This is a genomic window from uncultured Turicibacter sp. (assembly GCF_938044715.1).
In the GTDB taxonomy this organism is placed as follows: domain Bacteria; phylum Bacillota_I; class Bacilli_A; order MOL361; family Turicibacteraceae; genus Turicibacter; species Turicibacter sanguinis.
In genome coordinates this window covers 1-20,226 of sequence record NZ_CALIOS010000063.1, presented here as the reverse complement: position 1 = coordinate 20,226, position 20,226 = coordinate 1, and the positions used below count along the sequence as shown (strand labels likewise).

The following is a 20,226-nucleotide window of genomic DNA, read 5'->3' as shown; positions in this document are numbered from 1 at the left end:
ATGAAAATCAATCTGATGAAAGAAGAGGAAGCGGAGTATGAGTCGATATTTTAATAATCAAGAAGTTGAATTACTGGCCCCTGTTGGGACGTTCGAAATATTTAAACAAGTCATTCATAGTGGAGCAGATGCGGTTTATTTAGGTGGTAAAATTTTCAATATGCGTATGCATCGAAAAGGATTTAACTTTACAGATGAAGAGTTAGCAGAAGCCGTTAAAATTACACATGATCTAGGAAAGAAAATCTATATTACAGTTAATAACCTGTTAAGTTCAGAGGATTTAAAACAAGCAAAAGATTATTTAACCTATTTGAGTGAATTAAAGCCAGATGCTATTATCGTTCAAGATATGAGTATTGTGTACTTAGTTAATGAACTTGGACTAGATTTAAATATTCATGCCTCTGTTATGATGAATACACATAATCTTGAAACCATTAAAGCCTTACGAGAACTTGGCGTAACACGCGTTGTAACTTCTCGTGATATTGATTTAGAGACGGTCAAGTACTTCTCTCGTCAAACTGATATGGAGTTTGAATATTTTGTGCATGGTGACATGTGTGTGGCACATGGTTCACAATGTACGTATAGTGGAATTTTATTTGGAAAAAGTGGTAATCGTGGTTTATGTATGAAGCCTTGTCGTTGGGGATATAAAATGAACCAAGGGGGGAACCAATACAATACAACTTTCCCATTGGCGGTTAAAGATATGTATATGTATGAAAATATTCCGGAATTAATTGAAGCGGGAGTGGTTTCATTTAAAATTGAAGGTCGTATGCGAGAAGCCGACTATCTACTGGGGATTATTAATAGCTACAGTGATGCCATTAATCGTTATATTGAAGATCCGATTTTTTATGATCGTCAGAAGGATTCAAAAACGTTGTATGAAAACCGAAAACGTGATTTCTCGACCGCTTATGCTTTTGGTAAACCAGGACTAAGTAATATTAATGAACGATGGGAAGGAACAGGGAAGTTTTATAGTACTGGAAAAGTGTTTAGTAAACCAGTCGAAGAGAGTGAAATGAAAGACTCACGAGTTCAACAAATTAAATCGATGCTTGCGACAGAGGACATCAAAACGCATCGACCGACTTTAAGTGTTAAAGTTAATTCTTATCAGGCCGCGATGATGGCAATCGAAGAAGGGGTTGAAAAGATTTATTTATCAGGTGAAGTATTCCAACCACAGTTGCCATTTAGTGTGAAAGAAATTCAAAGTCTTTCGAAAAATAAGGGAAATTCTAAACTTTATTTAGGATTACCGACGATGATGTATGAAGATGATTTCAGTCGTTATGCTCATTTATTACGTACGCAAAATTTAGGAATTGATGGGATTGTCGTGACGAATTTAGGGGCTATTCGTTATTTTGCAGATTTCGGTTTTGAAATGATTGGGGATACAGCTTTAAATATTTATAATGCGACAGCAGCTAATTTCTATGGACGTTTTGGTTTAAGCTTAGCGGGCATGTCAAATGAATCACCAGTGATGAATACAAAAGATTTATTGCAACATTCAGCGTTACCGATTGAGATTACAGTTCATGGGGCCCCTGTTGTGATGTATATGAGTCATGATTTATATGAAAATACAAAAATCGTTGAGGCAAGTCAAAAAGCAGATCGTAAGTATCGTGATAAAGAGGTCTTGTTATTAATTGATGATAGAGGACAGGAACATCCTGTTTATCGTGACAATAAAGGGAATAACCATATGGTATTAGCTAAAGAATTATGTTATTTACCTTTATTAAAAGAATTACATCATTTAGGTGCGGCATCCTTTAAAATTGAAGGATGTAACTATGAACTTGAAACGTTACGTCAGATTATTAATACGTATCAAAAAGCGATAGCGAATCTTGAGCTTTGTGATGAGTTAGTAAAAGAATTAAATTATGAAAACTTAGGCTTCACACTTGGAGCAATGCAATATAATTAAGGAGATAAATTATGATAGGTGCAGATAAAATTATTCAAAAGAAAAAAGAGTTTTTATTTCCATCGTCTCATGGAAATCATTTTTATAAAAATCCTCCACAAATCGTGAAAGGGGATATGCAGTATTTATATGATGATCAAGGAAAAGAGTATATTGACTTTTTTGCGGGTGTTTCAGTGATGAACTGTGGGCATTGTAATAAAGAAATTTTAGATGTGGCGATTTCACAGATGCAAACGTTACAACATACGACGATCATTTATTTAACAGAGCAAATGGTGAATTTAGCAGAGAAGTTAGCAACGGTGTTACCTGGAAATTTACGTCGCTCATTCTTCTGCTGTACGGGTTCTGAGGCGAATGAAGGAGCCATGTTGCTGGCAAGATTATATACGGGGAAAAATGATTTTATAGCCCTTCATAATGGGTTACATGGACGTACGCATTTAACCATGAGTGCCACTGCTATTCCAATGTGGCGAGCAGATCCAGATTTATCTCGTTGTATTCATTTTGCCAAGAATGTTTATAGTGATACATTAGACTTAGAATCAGCGGCAAAGGCTTCAATTGAAAGTATTAAACAAGTTATTGAAGAACAAGGAGCAGAAAATATTGCAGCTTTAATCGCAGAGCCGATTCAAGGAAATGGTGGAATTATTACACCTCCTCTTTGGTACTTCAAAGAATTAAAGGCTCTTCTTGAGCAACATGATATTTTATTATTGATTGATGAAGTTCAAACTGGATTTGCACGTACCGGAAAGATGTTTGCGATTGAAAATTATGGCGTGGTTCCAGACATTATGACGGTTGCGAAAGCACTTGGAAATGGAATGCCAATTTCTGCTTTTTGTACGAATGATGAAATCGCAAAGGCATTTACTAAGCCATCTGCTTCAACACTTGGTGGAAATCCTGTTTCATCAGCTACTGCGATGGCAGTTTTAGATTACATTGAAAAAAATAACCTGTGTGAACGTTCAGAGTATTTAGGAGCTATTTTAAAACAAAAATTAGAGTTGCTAAAGGAAAAGCATCCGATTATTAAAGAGGTTCGTGGACTTGGCTTAATGCTTGGTGCTGAATTAGTAAAAGCAAATGGAGAAGCAGCATCTGAAGAAACAGATCTCATTTTAGAGAAGCTAAAAGATCGCGGATTAATTGTTGGAAAAAATGGACTAGGACGTAATGTACTAGCTTTCCAGCCACCTTTAGTGATTACGGAAGAAAATATCGAAGTTTTAATTCAGAATTTAGATGATGTTTTAAGTGAATTATAAAAGATGAAAGAGGCCTTCATAAGAAAGGTCTCTTTTTATGTTTTTGCAGACATAGTTTGTGATCATTGAAAATATAATAGAATGAAATCATAATAAGGGTAGGAGGAAAGAAGATGGAACGAAGCTTTAGTCGTGTTCGGATTGTTGTTGTACAGCCAGGGGATGAAGTTTATTTTGATCGCTATTATGACGATGTATTGGCAGCAATTGATAAATTTAATTATTTTTGCAAGTTAGCTAATATCAATTACCCTCAAGAAGTTGAATTTGTTCTTGATAAGACAGAAAAGTATAATGAAATGACAGCTTATTTTCCTTATAACGAAATCAATGATTATAACCAATCAGGTTTTGTTCAAGTATCATTATATTTTGAAGTTGGACGAATGTATTCACCTGATCGGTCATCATTACGATAAAATAGGCAACTAGTAGGAGAAGCAGTAATTTTTTATAAAAATTTACTGCTTTTTTTGATTTACATCATATGATGTAAAGAGTTGACTAATTTTTGATTGGGGTGAGATGATGAGAGTATTAAATCCCACATTGTATGAACAAATTGAAGTGTGGCAGGAACAATTGTCACCTGATGTGGATGTGAAAACACTTGGACATACTCAGGATAATTTACACAATAGTAAGGAAGCGATTATTGCTTGTTTAGTAGAACAGTTTCCGATTAGTTATCGTCAAAGTTATGAGGTCTATCATGATTGGTTTTTAAATGTTGAGGTGTATCAAACGTATGATGAGCTTCAAGTGATAAATGTACTAGCGCTTGGAAGTGGTTCAGGTGGAGATGTCTTTGGCTTAATTCAGGTGATGGAAGAGGTTTTTTCTAATAAGATTATTAATGTCTTTACCGTTGAGGGGAATAAGTTAGCCTTGCGAAGTCAAATGAATATTTTTAGACATTATGTAAGTGTTGGACTAATTAAAAATGAGGTGAATTTAGTTCCAATTTCGATGGTTATTCAACCATCATTTAAAGGATTTAAAGAAAAGTTAAATGAGTTATGTTTTAAACCTTACGATTTTACAAAGTTTGATATGATTCAAAGCTTTAATTGGATGAACGAGAAATCAGTTAGAAAACAGATGAAGTTTCTTGATTTATATGAGTTAATTCAAAGTTTGATGAATCCTAATCGAATTGCTGTGATTGCGGAAACTGTCGATCCTAATTCGAAAAGTGAGGAGTCACCTGTTTTCAAAAGAGCATTAAATGCGTTTATGATGTTTTCTTCTCGCACACAAAAAAAACAAATGCCCCTTTATGCCTTAACGCCGACCCCCTGTATTGCAAGACGATTGGCAGGGCTTTCTAAGTCGCAATGTCAATCATGCAAAGGTTGTTTTGATGAGGTCATGTGTTATGTTAAGTTGTGGCAACAGACACGATATGCTTGGCAATCAAGTTATTTGTTTGTAATGAAAATTGCTTCTTCATCGCTTGGGAGTCATCTGGCTAAGAATTTACAAAATGAGACCATCGGTTATCAAACTGCAAGTCAGGTTGGAGTGTATCAAGAGCGTTACTGTACACTCAATCGCCTTGTTAAAAAAGAAGTGACGGCTAATGCTTTTAAGTTATGTCAAGAAGAGGATTCCTAAGTGGAATCCTTTTTTATTTAAAGGCACCATTAGGGGCTAATTTCATAACTTATTGATATAGAGAGGAGGGGATAGTGTGAAAAATATAGGGTTAGTTCTATGTGGTGGAGGGGCAAAAGGTGCCTATCAAGTGGGTGTTTTTAAAGTGTTGGAAGAATTAGAAATTGCAAACGAAATAAAAATGATATCAGGTTCATCCATTGGCGCTTTAAATGGGGCTCTGTACCTAATGTATAGTGCAGATGAGATTGACCAAATTTGGCAACAGTGTAATTGGACAGCTATTTTTGGTGTGAGTAAAGAAAATATTAAAAAGGTAAATCAAATTGTACATCGTGTGAATACGAGGCAGATGTCGCCTTTTTTTGGGGCGATTAATATGGTTGGAGTTGCTAATCAAACAGGACTTCCATTACAAAGAAAGGGATTTGAGAAAGTATTACGCCAGTATTTAAAGCCATCTATTATACAGAAACAATCAATAGACCTTATCGTATCATGTGGAAAAGTAAATAGTAAGCAATTAGCCTATTTTAACTTAAATCATCAGTCTCCAAAGAAAATGCAAGATATTTTGTTTGCGACAACAGCTGTACCGATGTTGTATAATCCTGTTTATATTGATAACAGCTATTATTGTGATCCGATGAAATATGAACGTGCCCCTCTCGCTCCTTTGTTAAAATCAGATTGTGAGACGATTATTATTGTTTATTTAAATCGGGGGCAGTGTTTGGGTCGAAAAGAAATTAATGGTAAACGACTGATTGAAATTGCACCAAGTCGAGATTTGGGCACTGGTATTTACGGAAGTTTTGATTTTAGAAAAAGTGTGATTGAAAATTCGATTGAACTAGGAGGGAATGATGCATATCGAATTTTGTATAATGTCTTAAAGGAAAATCCGAGACCTCCACGTTATCTTAAGAAAAAATAAGTGAAGATGAACAGACAGAAAATGATTAAATAAAAAAAGAGATACTTTAAGTTATAAAGCATCTCCTTTTTTGTGTCTAAGCCTTATTTTTATAGAGTTTAAGGTTTAGAAGGTTTTGATTGATTTCCATTTTAAATGAATCAGTCATCATCCCAATTAAGGCTAATTCAAAATCTTTACATCCTTCGCCTGCTAATTCCCAATAACACTCTTCCATTTCAACTTGTCGATTAGTTTGTAAATAATAGCTTAGATCTTTAAGCTTATCTGATTTTTCTACGTTATAGTTACAACTTAGGAGAAGTTCAAATTGTGAGTCTTGCTCATTGATTTGAACAGAGATATTCGTTGCATCTAAGGTGAAGAAGAAGCTAATAAGCTCGTTAGTTATTTTTGCTATGCGTTTTTGTGTTGAAATCATTGACGTGTTTCCTTTCGAAAAGCTTCAATTAATGGTACCAAAATAGCGGCGACAATGCCAGCAGAAAAACCATTATTATATAAATTTAATCCAGCATGCAGGCTTCCGACATGTAAAACAACGGATGAATGTAAAAAGCCTGCTAAAATTCCGTATGCCCAACCAAATTCACCTGCAATCGGAGCGAGTGACGTTCCAAATAAGGCTGCAAGTAAAATCGAGGGATCATTAATAGACCATACCTTTAAATAGGAACCGATGACTACACCAATCATTACCGGGATAATGTTTTTAAAATGTTTTCCAAATGCTCCGAATCCTATAACGGCAAAAATTCCACCGATAGTTGGTCCATTTAACTGACCACCAACTATTAAGACGTAAGTAGTAGCGATTAATCCATTGATTCCCATATTGATGAGTGTTGGAGAAAAACCATCTATTAAAATGAAATCACTAACTAGTCGTCCTGAGTGGTGTGTAATCCGTTTGAATTGTTCAATTGATCGTGTATCAGTCAACTCTCCTAGTAGAATCATTACCGTGCAAAGAAAATAGAGATAGCTTCCGATTAAAAGATTATTCCCCTCTCCCCAAATGAGTTGAGATGAGGGGTTATATCCAAAGGATTTAAATAAGGCAACTAAAACGGTAATCATCATACCTGCTGTAAATCCAACATTATAAAGGTTATATCCTTGGTGAACCTTTAAAAAGTGAGAGGCTAGAGGGGGAAGAATAAATCCAATTAGAATTCCTAAGATAATACCGAGTATGATTCGAAGCGGTAAAATAAGTTGAAAGTGAAAGATAATCTCTGTTACGATGGGGGCCATCGCCGTTCCGAATAATGCGATATAGATGTATCTAGCAAAAGGTTGTTTATGATACTTTGCAAATAAGTAGACCCCAATGATGATGGCCCATATATTTAATAAATTCTTACCTAGAAATGAAAAACCAGCAATTAGGAATAGGGAAGCGAAGGTTGCCCCATTAAAGTGGATTTTGTTTTTCCAGAGTAGAAAAATGATAATTAAGGTTAATATTCCAGAGTTAACAAATGCTCCTCCAATTCCACCGATCACGATATAATCAGTGATAAGGGCATCTGGATGAATAATAATTTCATATAAACCGTTTAAAATGTCTTTAAAGGAAGAGGTAATAAATCCAAATCCGATTAAGGAGAGGGCGATAAATATCATGACCCACATTTTATCGGATTCTTTCCAAATTTTTATTTTTTGCCTCTCTATCGTTTCCATCTATCAATCTCCTTTTCTATTAAATGTTATAACTATTATAATATATTGTGGGAATGGTCGTAAATATAACGTTTTCATTAAAATGTAAGAAAGAAGTGGAGAGAATATGGGAAGTACAGGAGAAATGTGGATAAAATAAGGAAAAAATGACACTAAATTGCTTAAAATTTATTTACAAATAAAGTGAATTGGTGTTATTGTTATGTTATAACGTTATAACATCATAATGTATTAACTCTGATGTTATAGTTAGATTTTAGGAGAATTACGTGGAGGGGTATTTTATGCAACAAATGTTAGCGCCAAAAGAAATTGCTGAAGCAACGGTTGGTGTTGGTAAGTATAAGACATCTAAGAAAAATAGTATTGTATTTGTTTCAGCTATGTTGGCAGGACTATTCATTGGACTTGGCTACACAGGATATTTAATTGTATCTGGCATTATGGCAGATGCGGCAGTTGGTAAAGTGGTTGGAGCTTTATTATTCCCTGTGGGATTATTATTAGTTTTAATTGCTGGAGCTGATTTATTTACCGGTAATACGTTAGTCACGATGGCGTGGTATAAAAAAGAAATTAAATTAGGTGATGTAGCAAAAAATCTTAGTATTGTTTGGCTTGGAAACTTAGTTGGAGCTTTATTCTTAGTTGTTTTAGTGTATTATAGTAATACATTTACCGGATCAATAGCTGAAGGTGTGATGCATTTAGCTGAGAAAAAAGTTCATTTAAATATGGTTGAATTATTAACTCGTAGTACGTTATGTAATATTTTAGTTGCAATCACAGTTTATATGTCTTATGCAGCGAAGGATGTTACAGGAAAAGTTATTATTAGTTATATCCGATTTGGTTATTCGTTATTACAGGATTTGAACACTGCGTGGCAAACATGTTCGTTTTACCAATGGGATATTTACTTGGAGCAGATCTTACGATTGGACAAATTATGGCTAATATTATTCCAGTTACAATCGGAAATATTATAGGTGGGATGTTAGTGACTGCAGCGTACTACTTCTTATTCTTAAAAGATAAAGATCATCATTAAGATGAGGGCTTGTCCGTGAGGGCAAGCTTTTTTAATTTATAGCAACTATTGACGTGATTTTTTAGAAGGTTATGATGATTTTAAATGGATTCATGATTAAAATAGAAATGAATCTCCTAAAATAGAACTAATGTTTGTTTTTGTAACTTTTTAATCTAGGTGAAGTTATGTTATAATGAATCAATATAAAGAGGTGATGAAGGTGTACGCATATTTAAAAGGAACGGTTGCTTATAGCGCTAAAGATTTCGTTGTGATTGAGGTAGCGGGTATTGGATATAAAGTTTATACGGCGAATCCTTATGAATTTAGAAAGGATGAAGCGACACAGGTTTTTACACACCAAGTGGTGTCAGAGAATGATTTAAGTTTGTATGGATTTAAGACGCTTGAGGAACATGATTTGTTTATCAATTTGATTAGTGCAAGAGGCATTGGACCTAAAACAGCTTGTGCGATTTTAGCGATGAAGGATATGAGTGGATTACGTCATGCGATTGAAAATGGTGATGCAAAATATTTATGTAAGTTTCCTAAAATCGGTCCAAAAACTGCGCAACAAATTATCTTGGATTTAAAAGGTAAGTTAGTTGTGCCAGATGCTGCAATTTTTGTCAATAATAGTTTATCTGAGGCGCTTGAAGCTCTACAAGCACTTGGATATGGAGATAAAGAATTAACGAAGGTTAAAAACGCATTTAAAGATACTGATGCTTCTGTTGATGAAATTATTAAAAAAGGTCTACAATTATTAGTTAAGTAATCGATTAGTCCTGATTAATTTTCTATAGTTATTTTATAGGGTCTATAGTTGGGGTGGATAATCAAGCATTTGAATAATCAAGACTGACTTTTATTATCTTGGTTATTAATTGTTATATATAGAAGAGAGGGATAGGATGAAGTCAATGCAACGTATTAATCCATTTGCTATTGGGGGCGCCTTTGTTGAGTATTGCGTTGATAAGGGATACCTTGTGATGGAAGTAATGGATCATGAGGTGAAATATTATTTGACTGAAGAGGGAGAAGTAAAACTTAAAGAGGAATTTGGTATTACTTTGCATGCTTGTGCAAAAATAAAAGAAGGAAGTAGGGAATGAAGATGACAGAAGAACGCTTAGTGACACCAGATGAAGTCATGGGAGATGAGTCTGAATTAAGCTTACGTCCTGAACGTTTAAATCAGTATATCGGACAGACAGCTGTAAAAGAAAATTTACGTATTTTCATTGAAGCGGCTAAAAATCGTAACGAGTCGCTAGATCATGTTTTATTATTCGGACCTCCGGGTCTTGGTAAAACGACATTAGCCACGATTATTGCAAATGAAATGGGTGTTAACATTAAAACAACATCAGGGCCTATGATTGAAAGAAGTGGTGATTTAGCGGCTATTTTATCAGTTCTTGAACCAGGAGATGTTTTATTTATTGATGAGATTCACCGTTTACCTAAATCAATCGAAGAAGTTTTGTATCCAGCGATGGAAGATTATGTTTTAGATATTGTCGTTGGAAAAGATGAGTCAGCACGTTCGATTCGTGTAGATTTAGCGCCATTTACACTGGTTGGGGCAACGACAAGAGCAGGGGATTTATCAGCTCCACTTCGTGATCGTTTTGGTGTTATTAATCGATTAGAGTACTATACAGAAGAGCAGTTAACTTCTATTGTTAAGCGTACGGCGATTGTTTATGAGATTGAGATGGATGATTTAGCCGCACTAGAGTTAGCTCGTCGTTCTCGTGGCACACCTCGTATTGCAAATCGATTATTCCGTCGTGTTCGTGATTATGCCGAGGTAGTAGGGAATGGAGTGATTACACATGATATTGCAAAATTAGCACTTGATCGTTTAGACATTGATGAGTTAGGGCTTGATTATGTGGATCATAAGTATTTAAGAGGAATTATTGAACGCTTTGGTGGTGGTCCTTGTGGAATTGAAGCGATTGCCGCTTCAATCGGGGAGGAATCACAGACGCTTGAAGATGTTTATGAGCCGTATTTACTTCAAATGGGATTTATTAAACGAACACCTCGTGGTCGAGTGATTACACCACAAGCTTGTCATCATTTAGGGATTGAGTATCCGTTAAAATAAAGATTGAAAAAAAGCGATATTTGGTAGATAATTTAAGAAGTAATTAAATTAATTTTGCAACATAGAAAGTTGGTGTTTTATGCGAGTCGATCAGTTTGATTTTGAATTGCCCGATGAATTAATCGCACAGACTCCATTAAAAGATCGCGATACATCGCGTTTAATGGTTTTAAACAAGAAAACGGGTGAGGTAAAACATGAAGTATTTCATGATGTGTTAAATTACTTGCGCCCAAATGATACATTAGTATTAAATAATACGAAGGTCATGCCAGCTAGGTTAATGGGACAAAAACCAGATACAGGAGCCAGCATTGAGGTTTTATTATTAAAACAAGAACAACAAGATTGTTGGGAAACGTTAGTAAAACCTGCTAAGCGTGTTAAAGTTGGGACGATTGTTGAATTTGGAGACGGACGTTTAAAAGCAGAGTGTATTTCAACAGGCGATATGGGAAAACGTGTTTTCAAATTTATGTATGATGGGATTTTCTATGAGGTATTAGATTCACTTGGAGAAATGCCATTACCACCCTATATTACTGAAAAGTTAGATGATCGTGATCGTTATCAAACTGTTTTTGCTAAGGAAATTGGTTCAGCAGCTGCCCCAACAGCAGGGTTACATTTTACTCCTGAATTACTTGAAGAAATTCAAGCTAAAGGGGTTAAAATTGCTTATGTAACGTTGCATGTTGGACTTGGAACGTTTAGACCAGTATCAGTAGATTCTGTCGAAGAACATGATATGCATGCAGAATTTTATCAAATGTCACAAGAAACGGCAGATATTTTAAATCAAACTCATGAGTTAGGTGGACGTATTATTACAGTTGGAACCACTTCAACACGTACACTTGAAACCATTGCTCGTGATCATGGGAAATTTGTGGCTTGTGAAGGATGGACAGATATCTTTATTTATCCGCCGTATCAATTTAAAGGGATTGATGGAATGATTACAAATTTCCATTTACCAAAGTCAACATTAATTATGTTAATTTCATCTTTAGCAGGACAAGATGCTGTGATGAATGCTTATAAAATTGCAGTTGAGGAAAAATATCGTTTCTTTAGTTTTGGGGATGCGATGCTAATTATAGAATAAAATGCAACTAAGATAGTTAAAGTGAGGTGCCAATCTTGGCGATTAAATATGAATTAATACATGAATGTAAACAATCAGGTGCGCGTTATGGAAAATTACACACACCACACGGAAGTTTTGAAACTCCTGTTTTTATGCCTGTTGGAACATTAGCAACGGTTAAAACATTATCACCAGAAGAGTTAGAAAAAATGGGAGCTAAAATTATTTTAGCGAATACATATCATTTATGGTTACAGCCTGGTGAAAAAATTGTGGAAGAAGCCGGAGGGCTTCATAAATTTGAGAATTGGGGCGGAGCTATTTTAACTGACTCTGGTGGATTCCAAGTTTTTAGCTTAAGTAAACTACGTCAAATCTCGGAAGAAGGAGTAACCTTCCGTGATCATCGTAATGGAGCACCATTATTTATGTCACCAGAAATTTCTATCGGTGTTCAGAATTCATTAGGGGCAGATATTATCATGTCATTTGATGAGTGTCCACCATATCCAGCCACTTATGACTATATGAAAGATTCAGTAGAACGTACGATTCGTTGGGCAGAGCGTGGGAAAAATGCTCATAAAAATCCTGATACGCAAGCGTTATTTGGGATTGTTCAAGGTGGGGAATTCCCAGAACTTCGTAAATACTGTGCTGAAAAGTTAGTTGAAATGGATTTCCCAGGATACTCTGTTGGTGGGGTATCAGTTGGAGAACCAAAAGATGTAGCGCGTAAGATGATTTCGTATACAACACCATATTTACCAAAAGATAAACCACGTTATTTAATGGGAGTAGGATCTCCAGATGATTTAATCGATGGAGCTATTTTAGGTATTGATATGTTTGACTGTGTGTTACCAACTCGTATTGCTCGTCACGGAACAGCGATGACTTCAGTTGGTCGTGTTGTGATTAAAAATAAAACTTATGAACGCGATTTTACTCCGTTAGATCCAAACTGCGATTGCTATGCTTGTAAAAATTATACAAAAGCATACATTCGTCACTTGATTAAAGCGAACGAATCATTTGGACAACGTTTAGTGTCTTATCATAACTTACACTTCTTAATCAACTTAATGGAACAAATCCGTGAAGCCATCAAAAACGATCGTTTACTAGACTTCAAAGAAGAATTCTTCGAACAATACGGACTAAACAAACCAGGATCACGCGGATTCTAATAAGAAAAGCGGGGTCCCCACCCTGACGAAGTCAGGTTTACTCCGTAGGTGGGGTTGTTCCTTCTTGAAGGGAAAATCTTATTCCATTAGACGGACTACTATAATGCGTAGAAAGTAGGGACCTAGAGTTTGGAAAGCTTTCCTCAATTACTGGGCTAAGAGGAGGTGGAAGCAACTGAAGAGTTGCAACAGCTTCTCGAACTTTACAAGCATTGTGCGAGTGTTGCTAGACAATAAAAAAAGCGGGGCCCCACTGATGAAGTCGATTTTTATCATGAATTTTGGAGTTTAAACATATTTATTTAATTTAGTGTGAAAAATAGAAAGACTTAATACTGAAAGTATGTGAATATTCTCTATTTTTTTAAGTGAAAGTTTTTTATAATAGAAGTGTAGGAAATCAACTACGATCTTATTTTTCATAAATTTTAAAATTAAGAATGGTGAAGGAGAGATGTTCAATGAGCGCTGATATGATTGTACTTATTATTCAATTTGCCTTATTAGGGGTAATTATTTATTTCTTTATGATTCGTCCAGAAAGTAAACGCCGTAAAGCTGTTGCATCGATGCAAAGTAGTTTAAACAAAGGTGACCGTGTGGTGACTATTGGTGGTGTTCACGGACGTATTCATGCATTAGAAGAGACGACTGTTACTTTAATTAATGATGAAGGTGCAAAATGGACTTTTGAACGTAGTGCCATTGCACGTAAAGCTGAGTAGTAATTGAAAATAAAAAAAGCATAGAACTAATTTTAGTTCTATGCTTTTTTTATTAATTTTTTTTAGTTCCCGGAAGATTAACACCAATCATTCCTCCAGTGACACAGATGACTAAGGTAATCACACAACGAATAGCAAATTTAAATGAAAGAGGTGATTCTACTCCAATGAGATAGTAAAGCAGGCTCAGGATAATCATCGTAGCCGCAATCATTAACCCAATTAACCAACCTTTTTCAGCGACTTGTTTGGCAACAACTGCAGATCCGATGAAAAAGATTGCAACGTATGAAGCATAAATTAATTTTTCTAATGCTCCAACTGAAAGCCATTCAAAATACGCAAAAGTAGTTATAAGTAACCCAAGTATGAGGATACTAATAACAATGAAGCTTAAACCGTATAATAATGCTCGTCCTAATTTTTGTGTCATATTCTCAACTCCTAATACAATCATGTTATCTCAATAATCAATTTATGAACGATGCGACAGGATTATGAGAATCATTAATAAAGTTAGTAATAGATTAAGTAAAAAGAGGAGGACGTTATGGATCCGAATTGTTATATTGTGGTGTATCGAACAACTTTATTTTATATTGTGTTGTTAATTGTATTTAAATTAATGGGAAAAAGGGAAATTGGTCAGTTGACGCTACTTGATTTAGTTGTATCGGTTTTAATGGCTGAGATTGCAGCGATGGCCATTGATAACTTGAATCGTCCCATTCATGAAGTCTTGTTAGCAATTGGTCTTCTAGGGGCTTTACAGTTTTGTTCCGCTTTTATTACATTAAGATTTAAAAAGGTGAGAGAGATTGTAGACGGCAAGCCCTCTATTTTAATTCATCATGGCATGGTTGATTTAGATGAGATGCGTAGACAACGTTATACATTTGATGATTTAATGCTTCAATTGAGAACAAATAATATTTCGTCTGTATTTGAAGTGGAGTATGCGATACTAGAAGCAAATGGTGAGTTATCTGCCTTTAAAAAACAAGAAACTGAATATAACCCATTACCAATTATTACGTCAGGTGGAATTGAAAAAGAAAATTTATTTTTAATTCAAAAAAATGAAGATTGGGTGAAACAAGAACTTGAAAATCAGGGGATTTTTTCGGTTAAAGAGGTGTATTATGCAGCTTATGATGGTGAGCATCTTCAATGTTTAACACGACGAAATCTCGATTTAAATGCAAAAAACGTTACCGAGCAGTAACGTTTTTTAGTCGCAATCCTTCTTTATCTCATGGAAACATATGTTATAATAAGAACGTTATTTCGTTTTGATGGATGTTGTCATTTTTTGTGTTGGAAAAAGTCCACAAATAACAATAAGAAATAGGTAAGCAATCGATACAATCATCATAATGAATATCATATTGAGAAATGGGTTTGTGAAGAAGCTCATAGTAGCGGATAGATATCGGCCCAGTAAAAAGGTAATCCCAATAATTAACGTTCCGTTAATTACAGCACGAAGATCCATACTATATCCGATTTTTTTATGAATAATAATATAATGCCATCCTGTGATAAAGACGATATTGAATAAAACAGAGATAATTAATCCGTAAATATTTAAAGACGGGATTAAAAGTAAGACAACCATCATGATAATTTTGATGATAGAGGAAATAAGTGTGGTCGTCATGGCACGACTTGCTTCATCAATGGCTTGTAAACTGGCTGTCATCGGCCCTTGGAAATAGTATAAAAGGAAAAAGGGTGCCATGATGAGTAGATAGTCTGATCCAGTACTTGTGCCATATAGAAGTTTCATTAATTCAAATGGGAAAATCATCAGTAAGACCGTATAAAGTCCACTCGGAAGAAAAGAGAGTTGAAAAGCTGCATTGAGATGCGAGTGGATTCGTTCGAAGTTTTTACTTGCAAAAGCTTGGCTAATCGGAGGTACAATCGATTGTGTGACAGCCATCGTAATAAAGGATGGCATCAATAGCATAGGAAGGGCGAATCCTGAAACGGCACCGTATAATTTGGCACTTGATTCACTAGTATAACCGATTTGGTAGAGACATTGTACGACAATGATGGGTTCTAGAAAGTGTGAGAAAGAACCGATTAAACGACTTCCAGTTGCGGGTAAGGAGATGGCGATAACATCTTTGAAGTTTTGAGAAGTTAATCGAGTTGGTAAGAGATTAGCACCACGATGGTTAATTCTCATATTGTTTAAGAACATCACAATTAAAATAAAAATGGAAGCTAATTCTCCTGCAATCGAAGCCCAAATTGTCCCGACAACGCCATAGATTACACCATAAGGCAATAACCAATTAATAAAGAAGATACAAATGATAATTCTGACAATTTGTTCAACAAGTGTTGAAATCGCTGAGGGATACATGTTTTGTTCCCCTTGAAAATAGGCTTTCAAAATGGACGATAATGACACACAAAATAAAAGGGGTCCGATTGAAATGAGGGGAAGATAGGTTCTAGCATCCTTTAATAAATAAACAGCTAATGGTTTTGCTGTGAAAAAGAGGATGATAGAAATTAAAAGGCTAGAGGCCATCGCAATAATAAGAGAGACAGATAATATTTTTTTCTGTCGCTTGTTTGCTCGTGAAATTAAGGTTGGGATGGCAACGGGAAGCCCGATACTTGCGAATGTCGTTAATAACATCAATGTCGGTGAAATTAGCATGTAAATACCAATTCCGTCTTCTCCTAACAACCTTGTCACAATAATCCGATTTATCATTCCTAATATTTTAGTAATTAAACCGGCTACAACGAGTATTAAAGTTCCTTGTGCAACGCTTTGTTTTTTCATAGTTATCCACCTATACTTAATTAATATTTCGATTAAGTCTATGATAGAATTTTATAAAATATGAAGGTGAGGAGATATTTTGCTTAAATCTAATTTTTTATGGCAGTGGAGTGAATCAATCGGGGAGTTAGAACTTGACTTTAATTCAAATCTTCGTGATGAAGTTAAACAACTCATTTTAAATCGTCACTTAGCGAGTGAGAAGAGTATTGACACCTTTTTAAGCGGTGAGGGTCCTTTATATGATCCCTTTTTATTTTCGGATATGAAAAAGAGTGTTGATCGTATAAACAAAGCAATTGAAAATCAAGAGCCAATTTTAATTTATGGGGATTATGATGCTGATGGTGTAACAGGAACTTCTATTTTAATGAGAGCATTAAGAGGGCTAGGAGCCATCGTAGATTATTATATCCCAAATCGTTTTTATGAGGGATATGGGCCGAATGAAGATGCTTTTATGCAGGCTATTTCAGATGGATATAAGTTAATTATAACGGTGGATAATGGAATATCAGGTCTATTAGAAGCTGATATTTTACCTCCTTACGGGGTTGATTTAATTATTACCGACCATCATCAACCAAAGGAATGCCACCCAAATGCTTTTTCAATTATTCATCCGGAATTAGATTCATCTTATCCATTTCATCAATTATCAGGAGCTGGAGTTGCCTTGAAATTAGCTCAAGCTTTAATTGGAGATGGGTTATCAGAAGAGTATTTTGCTATTGCAGCTCTTGGAACAATTGGAGATGTTGTTCCTTTAATTGACGAAAATCGTTATATCGTTAAACGTGGACTTGAGGCGATTAGACGGACTGAGTTATGCGGATTAAATGCGCTGATGAATGAAGCAAAGATAGATAAATCGGAAGTGGATGAAGTTAATGTCGGATTTGAAATTTGTCCAAGGTTAAATGCGCCAGGACGAATGGATGAAGCAGCGTTAGCAGTTGAACTTTTAATTAGTGATGATGAGATGGAAGCCGCTTTGATTGCAACACAAATTGAATCTTTTAACTTAGAACGTCAAAAAGTAACGCAAAAAGTATTAGATCAGGCAAGTACACTCATGACTCCAAAACAACTAGAAGATAAAAAAGTGGTTTTATTATATCAACCGAACTGGCATGAGGGGATTTTAGGAATTGTTGCAGGTCGATTATCGAAATTGTGGCAAAAAGCTGTCTTTGTCTTAACTGATGATCATGATGGATTTGTTAAAGGATCGGCAAGAGCGGTTGAGGGGTATCATTTATTTGATTTACTCAATCAAAATGAAGACTTAATCGAACGTTTTGGGGGACATGCGCTTGCGGCTGGGATTACGTTAGCTCCAGAAAATATTCAACCGTTAGAAGATAAGTTAAATGCTGATTTAAGAGGGATTAAGATTCAACCGATGCAACGGGTAGACTTAAATTTATCACTTGAAAAAATTGATCTTGAATTAGTTGAGGATTTAGCTGTTTTGGCGCCTTATGGTGAGGGCAATCGTCCTCCAGTGATCGGAATTGAGCAGGTTAAAGTTAAAAATATTAAAGCGATCGGAAATAAGTTACAACATTTAAAGTTTACGATTTATGATGAGGCTCATCAACTAGATGCAATTGCGTTTAATAAAGCGGATTTAATGATTTATTTAACGCCTGATACATTGTTTGATTTTATTGGAGAGATTAAAATTAATGAATGGAATGGAAATCGAACGCTTCAATTTCATGTCATGGATGTTAAATGTGATGAGTTCCAGTTGCTTGATTTAAGAAATAAGCAAGTTTACGAACAAAATAGGGAAAAGCTTATTCATGCGACTTTATATTCTGAGGTAACTGAAACATCAGAAATAAGTACGTTAATCATCGATAAAATTCCAAGCTCTAAAGAACAGTTGTGGGCACTTATAAAAGAGCATCCGATTCAAAATATCGTTTTAGCTCCTTTACCAAATCACGTGACATTTGCACCGAGAGAAAAATTTATTACCGTGTATAAGCTAGTCAAACAACACAGTCCAATTCATTTAAATGATCAAATGTATAGTTACTTTATGCGCATTGGAATTAGTAAAAATGAATTATTATTCATTTTGCAGGTGTTTTTTGAGATAGAACTTGTTATAATAAAAAATGGTTCGGTTTTTTCAACCGATTATCAGATGAAGCGTGATTTATCAGAAGCTCCAACGTATCAGTCTCAACAATCAAAGCTTTTGATGCTTGAATTTTTTGAATTGACGACGTGGAGTGAATTGAAGAACAGTTTTATTAACGCTAGGGAGGAAATAACTCATGAATCTTAAAGATTATGTTGCAAACGTACCTAATTTTCCAAAGGAAGGTATTCAGTTTAAAGATATTACACCGTTAATGGCAGACGGAGAAGCATATAACTTTGCAACATCTCAAATGGTGGAATTTGCAAAGGCACAAAACGCAGAATTAATCGTTGGACCTGAAGCTCGTGGATTTATTTTTGGATGTCCAGTTGCAAATGAATTAAAAATTGGATTTGCGCCTGTTCGTAAACCAGGAAAATTACCTCGTGAAACAGTTTCATTTAACTATGATTTAGAATATGGTTCAAATACATTATGCATGCACAAAGATGCCGTAAAGCCAGGGCAACGTGTTTTAATCGTTGATGATTTATTAGCAACAGGTGGAACAGTTGAAGCTACGATTAAAATCATTGAAGAGCTTGGTGGTATTGTAGTTGGATGTGCTTTCTTAATTGAGCTTGTTGATTTAGATGGGCGCAAACACTTAGGAAATTATGACGTTTTCTCATTAATGCAATATTAATTTTTAAAAATATAAAAGATTAAGTAGAGTTGAAGCAATTATTGTTGCAATTCTACTTTTTTTTATGTTAAAATCTAAAAAAAGTATGTATCATGCTAAAATAGTATTGATTATGTTAAGTTTTACGGTTTGTGATAGATGTTGATTTGGTCATCATCTTTTTTTTCACCTAAAATAATTCGAAAATATCATTTTTTTTGAAACAAAAGATGATTTTAGATTTATAATAAATTAAGTATATTAAATGGTAGGAGTAATAATTATGTACCAACTAAATGGGTATGACATTTCAATTGACCATGTTTTAGAGCAAGCTAAAACATATATTAAAAAACCGGATAGTATTGCCATCATTGAAAAAGCGTTTGAACTTGCGTATCAGCAGCATAAGACGCAATTGCGCAAATCAGGGGAACCGTATATTATCCACCCCATTGAGGTCGCTTATATTTTAGCGAAGTGGCAAACGGGACCTCGTACCATTGCTTCAGGGCTTTTACATGACATTATCGAGGATACAGATATTACAAAAGAGGAAATAGCTGAACTCTTTGATGATGAAATTGCCAATATTGTAGATGGTGTGACAAAGTTAACAAAATTATCTTATAAATCAAAAGAAAAACAGCAGGCTGAAAATCATCGTAAAATGTTACTTGCGATGAGTAAAGATATTCGTGTTATTTTAGTTAAATTAGCTGATCGTTTACACAATATTCGTACGCTTAAGTTTTTAGCGCCGGAAAAACAATGTGCGATTGCTCATGAGACGATGGAAATTTATGTTCCAATTGCACATCGTTTAGGGATGTATCGTGTTAAAGCTGAACTTGAGGATACCTCGCTTCGCTTTTTAAAGCCCGAAGATTTTTATCGAATTGCTCAGTTAATTAAACAAAAGAAACACGAGCGAGAAGCACAGATAAAAGAAATGGAAGACGAGATTAAATCAGCATTA

19 protein-coding genes and 1 pseudogene are annotated in these 20,226 nt (G+C 35.0%); 16 read left to right on the top strand and 4 right to left on the bottom strand.

The window, feature by feature from the left end:
* Positions 1 to 37 precede the first annotated feature (37 nt).
* From QWC74_RS06895 to QWC74_RS06875, 5 genes are all read left to right on the top strand, one after another.
* Complete coding sequence (locus QWC74_RS06895) at positions 38 to 1,963, top strand: peptidase U32 family protein (protein ID WP_006784283.1); 1,926 nt, start codon at positions 38 to 40, stop codon at positions 1,961 to 1,963.
* An 11-nt stretch (positions 1,964 to 1,974) separates the two neighbouring features.
* Positions 1,975 to 3,246, top strand: a complete 1,272-nt coding sequence (locus QWC74_RS06890; RefSeq protein ID WP_006784284.1) for an aspartate aminotransferase family protein — start codon at positions 1,975 to 1,977, stop codon at positions 3,244 to 3,246.
* A gap of 113 nt (positions 3,247 to 3,359) precedes the next feature.
* Positions 3,360 to 3,665, top strand: a complete 306-nt coding sequence (locus tag QWC74_RS06885; protein WP_006784285.1) for a hypothetical protein — start codon at positions 3,360 to 3,362, stop codon at positions 3,663 to 3,665.
* 109 nt (positions 3,666 to 3,774) lie between these two features.
* A complete protein-coding gene (locus QWC74_RS06880) occupies positions 3,775 to 4,863 on the top strand; it encodes a hypothetical protein (protein WP_006784286.1) in 1,089 nt (362 codons plus the stop codon).
* Positions 4,864 to 4,939: 76 nt separating this feature from the next.
* A complete protein-coding gene (locus QWC74_RS06875) occupies positions 4,940 to 5,800 on the top strand; it encodes a patatin-like phospholipase family protein (protein ID WP_006784287.1) in 861 nt (286 codons plus the stop codon).
* 76 nt (positions 5,801 to 5,876) lie between these two features.
* On the opposite strand, the gene QWC74_RS06870 is transcribed toward QWC74_RS06875, so the two are convergent.
* Both QWC74_RS06870 and QWC74_RS06865 read right to left on the bottom strand, forming a co-directional pair.
* A complete protein-coding gene (locus QWC74_RS06870) occupies positions 5,877 to 6,221 on the bottom strand; it encodes a hypothetical protein (RefSeq protein ID WP_040763902.1) in 345 nt (114 codons plus the stop codon).
* Positions 6,218 to 7,489, bottom strand: coding sequence for a DUF1576 domain-containing protein (locus QWC74_RS06865; RefSeq protein ID WP_006784288.1), 1,272 nt, complete (start codon positions 7,487 to 7,489; stop codon positions 6,218 to 6,220). Before QWC74_RS06865 ends, QWC74_RS06870 begins: the two co-directional genes overlap by 4 nt.
* Before the next feature lie 284 nt (positions 7,490 to 7,773).
* Here QWC74_RS06865 and QWC74_RS14820 point away from each other — a divergent pair.
* The 7 genes and pseudogenes from QWC74_RS14820 (at position 7,774) to yajC (ending at position 13,652) form a co-directional block, all read left to right on the top strand.
* A pseudogene (locus QWC74_RS14820) lies at positions 7,774 to 8,540 on the top strand (formate/nitrite transporter family protein).
* 175 nt (positions 8,541 to 8,715) lie between these two features.
* Positions 8,716 to 9,303 carry a Holliday junction branch migration protein RuvA gene (gene ruvA, locus QWC74_RS06850; protein ID WP_006784290.1) on the top strand — a complete coding sequence of 196 codons (588 nt, stop codon included), beginning with the start codon at positions 8,716 to 8,718 and terminating at the stop codon, positions 9,301 to 9,303.
* A gap of 136 nt (positions 9,304 to 9,439) precedes the next feature.
* Positions 9,440 to 9,643: a hypothetical protein gene (locus QWC74_RS06845; RefSeq protein WP_129821269.1), complete on the top strand. Its 204-nt coding sequence runs from the start codon at positions 9,440 to 9,442 to the stop codon at positions 9,641 to 9,643.
* Positions 9,640 to 10,647 (top strand): Holliday junction branch migration DNA helicase RuvB, encoded by a 1,008-nt coding sequence (gene ruvB / locus QWC74_RS06840; protein WP_006784291.1) that lies wholly within the window; start codon positions 9,640 to 9,642, stop codon positions 10,645 to 10,647. The genes QWC74_RS06845 and ruvB overlap by 4 nt, the downstream gene beginning before the upstream one ends.
* A 79-nt stretch (positions 10,648 to 10,726) precedes the next feature.
* Complete coding sequence (gene queA, locus QWC74_RS06835; RefSeq protein WP_006784292.1) at positions 10,727 to 11,755, top strand: tRNA preQ1(34) S-adenosylmethionine ribosyltransferase-isomerase QueA; 1,029 nt, start codon at positions 10,727 to 10,729, stop codon at positions 11,753 to 11,755.
* 35 nt (positions 11,756 to 11,790) lie between these two features.
* A complete protein-coding gene (gene tgt / locus QWC74_RS06830; RefSeq protein WP_006784293.1) occupies positions 11,791 to 12,927 on the top strand; it encodes a tRNA guanosine(34) transglycosylase Tgt in 1,137 nt (378 codons plus the stop codon).
* Between the two features lie 461 nt (positions 12,928 to 13,388).
* Positions 13,389 to 13,652 (top strand): preprotein translocase subunit YajC, encoded by a 264-nt coding sequence (gene yajC, locus QWC74_RS06825; protein WP_006784294.1) that lies wholly within the window; start codon positions 13,389 to 13,391, stop codon positions 13,650 to 13,652.
* A gap of 52 nt (positions 13,653 to 13,704) precedes the next feature.
* Here yajC and QWC74_RS06820 read toward each other — a convergent pair whose 3' ends face one another.
* Positions 13,705 to 14,085: a TIGR04086 family membrane protein gene (locus QWC74_RS06820; protein WP_006784229.1), complete on the bottom strand. Its 381-nt coding sequence runs from the start codon at positions 14,083 to 14,085 to the stop codon at positions 13,705 to 13,707.
* A 117-nt stretch (positions 14,086 to 14,202) separates the two neighbouring features.
* Between QWC74_RS06820 and QWC74_RS06815 the strand changes: the two genes are divergently transcribed.
* Positions 14,203 to 14,877, top strand: coding sequence for a DUF421 domain-containing protein (locus QWC74_RS06815; protein WP_006784228.1), 675 nt, complete (start codon positions 14,203 to 14,205; stop codon positions 14,875 to 14,877).
* A gap of 57 nt (positions 14,878 to 14,934) precedes the next feature.
* Here QWC74_RS06815 and spoVB read toward each other — a convergent pair whose 3' ends face one another.
* Entirely contained in the window at positions 14,935 to 16,461 is a 1,527-nt protein-coding gene (gene spoVB / locus QWC74_RS06810) for a stage V sporulation protein B (protein ID WP_006784227.1), read from the bottom strand.
* Between the two features lie 79 nt (positions 16,462 to 16,540).
* Between spoVB and recJ the strand changes: the two genes are divergently transcribed.
* From recJ to QWC74_RS06795, 3 genes are all read left to right on the top strand, one after another.
* Positions 16,541 to 18,766, top strand: coding sequence for a single-stranded-DNA-specific exonuclease RecJ (gene recJ, locus QWC74_RS06805; protein ID WP_006784226.1), 2,226 nt, complete (start codon positions 16,541 to 16,543; stop codon positions 18,764 to 18,766).
* Entirely contained in the window at positions 18,756 to 19,268 is a 513-nt protein-coding gene (locus tag QWC74_RS06800; protein ID WP_006784225.1) for an adenine phosphoribosyltransferase, read from the top strand. The genes recJ and QWC74_RS06800 overlap by 11 nt, the downstream gene beginning before the upstream one ends.
* A 262-nt stretch (positions 19,269 to 19,530) precedes the next feature.
* A partial coding sequence (locus QWC74_RS06795) for an HD domain-containing protein (RefSeq protein ID WP_288993954.1) occupies positions 19,531 to 20,226 on the top strand: 696 nt, incomplete at its 3' end.

What these genes read in the sequence shown, in the direction of transcription:
- QWC74_RS06895 (WP_006784283.1), top strand. Translation starts at nt 38, where the DNA reads ATGAGTCGATATTTTAATAATCAAGAAGTTGAATTACTGGCCCCTGTT.
- QWC74_RS06890 (WP_006784284.1), top strand. Translation starts at nt 1,975, where the DNA reads ATGATAGGTGCAGATAAAATTATTCAAAAGAAAAAAGAGTTTTTATTT.
- QWC74_RS06885 (WP_006784285.1), top strand. Translation starts at nt 3,360, where the DNA reads ATGGAACGAAGCTTTAGTCGTGTTCGGATTGTTGTTGTACAGCCAGGG.
- QWC74_RS06880 (WP_006784286.1), top strand. Translation starts at nt 3,775, where the DNA reads ATGAGAGTATTAAATCCCACATTGTATGAACAAATTGAAGTGTGGCAG.
- QWC74_RS06870 (WP_040763902.1), bottom strand. Translation starts at nt 6,221, where the DNA reads ATGATTTCAACACAAAAACGCATAGCAAAAATAACTAACGAGCTTATT.
- QWC74_RS06865 (WP_006784288.1), bottom strand. Translation starts at nt 7,489, where the DNA reads ATGGAAACGATAGAGAGGCAAAAAATAAAAATTTGGAAAGAATCCGAT.
- ruvA (WP_006784290.1), top strand. Translation starts at nt 8,716, where the DNA reads ATGAATCAATATAAAGAGGTGATGAAGGTGTACGCATATTTAAAAGGA.
- QWC74_RS06845 (WP_129821269.1), top strand. Translation starts at nt 9,440, where the DNA reads ATGAAGTCAATGCAACGTATTAATCCATTTGCTATTGGGGGCGCCTTT.
- ruvB (WP_006784291.1), top strand. Translation starts at nt 9,640, where the DNA reads ATGAAGATGACAGAAGAACGCTTAGTGACACCAGATGAAGTCATGGGA.
- queA (WP_006784292.1), top strand. Translation starts at nt 10,727, where the DNA reads ATGCGAGTCGATCAGTTTGATTTTGAATTGCCCGATGAATTAATCGCA.
- yajC (WP_006784294.1), top strand. Translation starts at nt 13,389, where the DNA reads ATGAGCGCTGATATGATTGTACTTATTATTCAATTTGCCTTATTAGGG.
- QWC74_RS06820 (WP_006784229.1), bottom strand. Translation starts at nt 14,085, where the DNA reads ATGACACAAAAATTAGGACGAGCATTATTATACGGTTTAAGCTTCATT.
- QWC74_RS06815 (WP_006784228.1), top strand. Translation starts at nt 14,203, where the DNA reads ATGGATCCGAATTGTTATATTGTGGTGTATCGAACAACTTTATTTTAT.
- spoVB (WP_006784227.1), bottom strand. Translation starts at nt 16,461, where the DNA reads ATGAAAAAACAAAGCGTTGCACAAGGAACTTTAATACTCGTTGTAGCC.
- QWC74_RS06800 (WP_006784225.1), top strand. Translation starts at nt 18,756, where the DNA reads ATGAATCTTAAAGATTATGTTGCAAACGTACCTAATTTTCCAAAGGAA.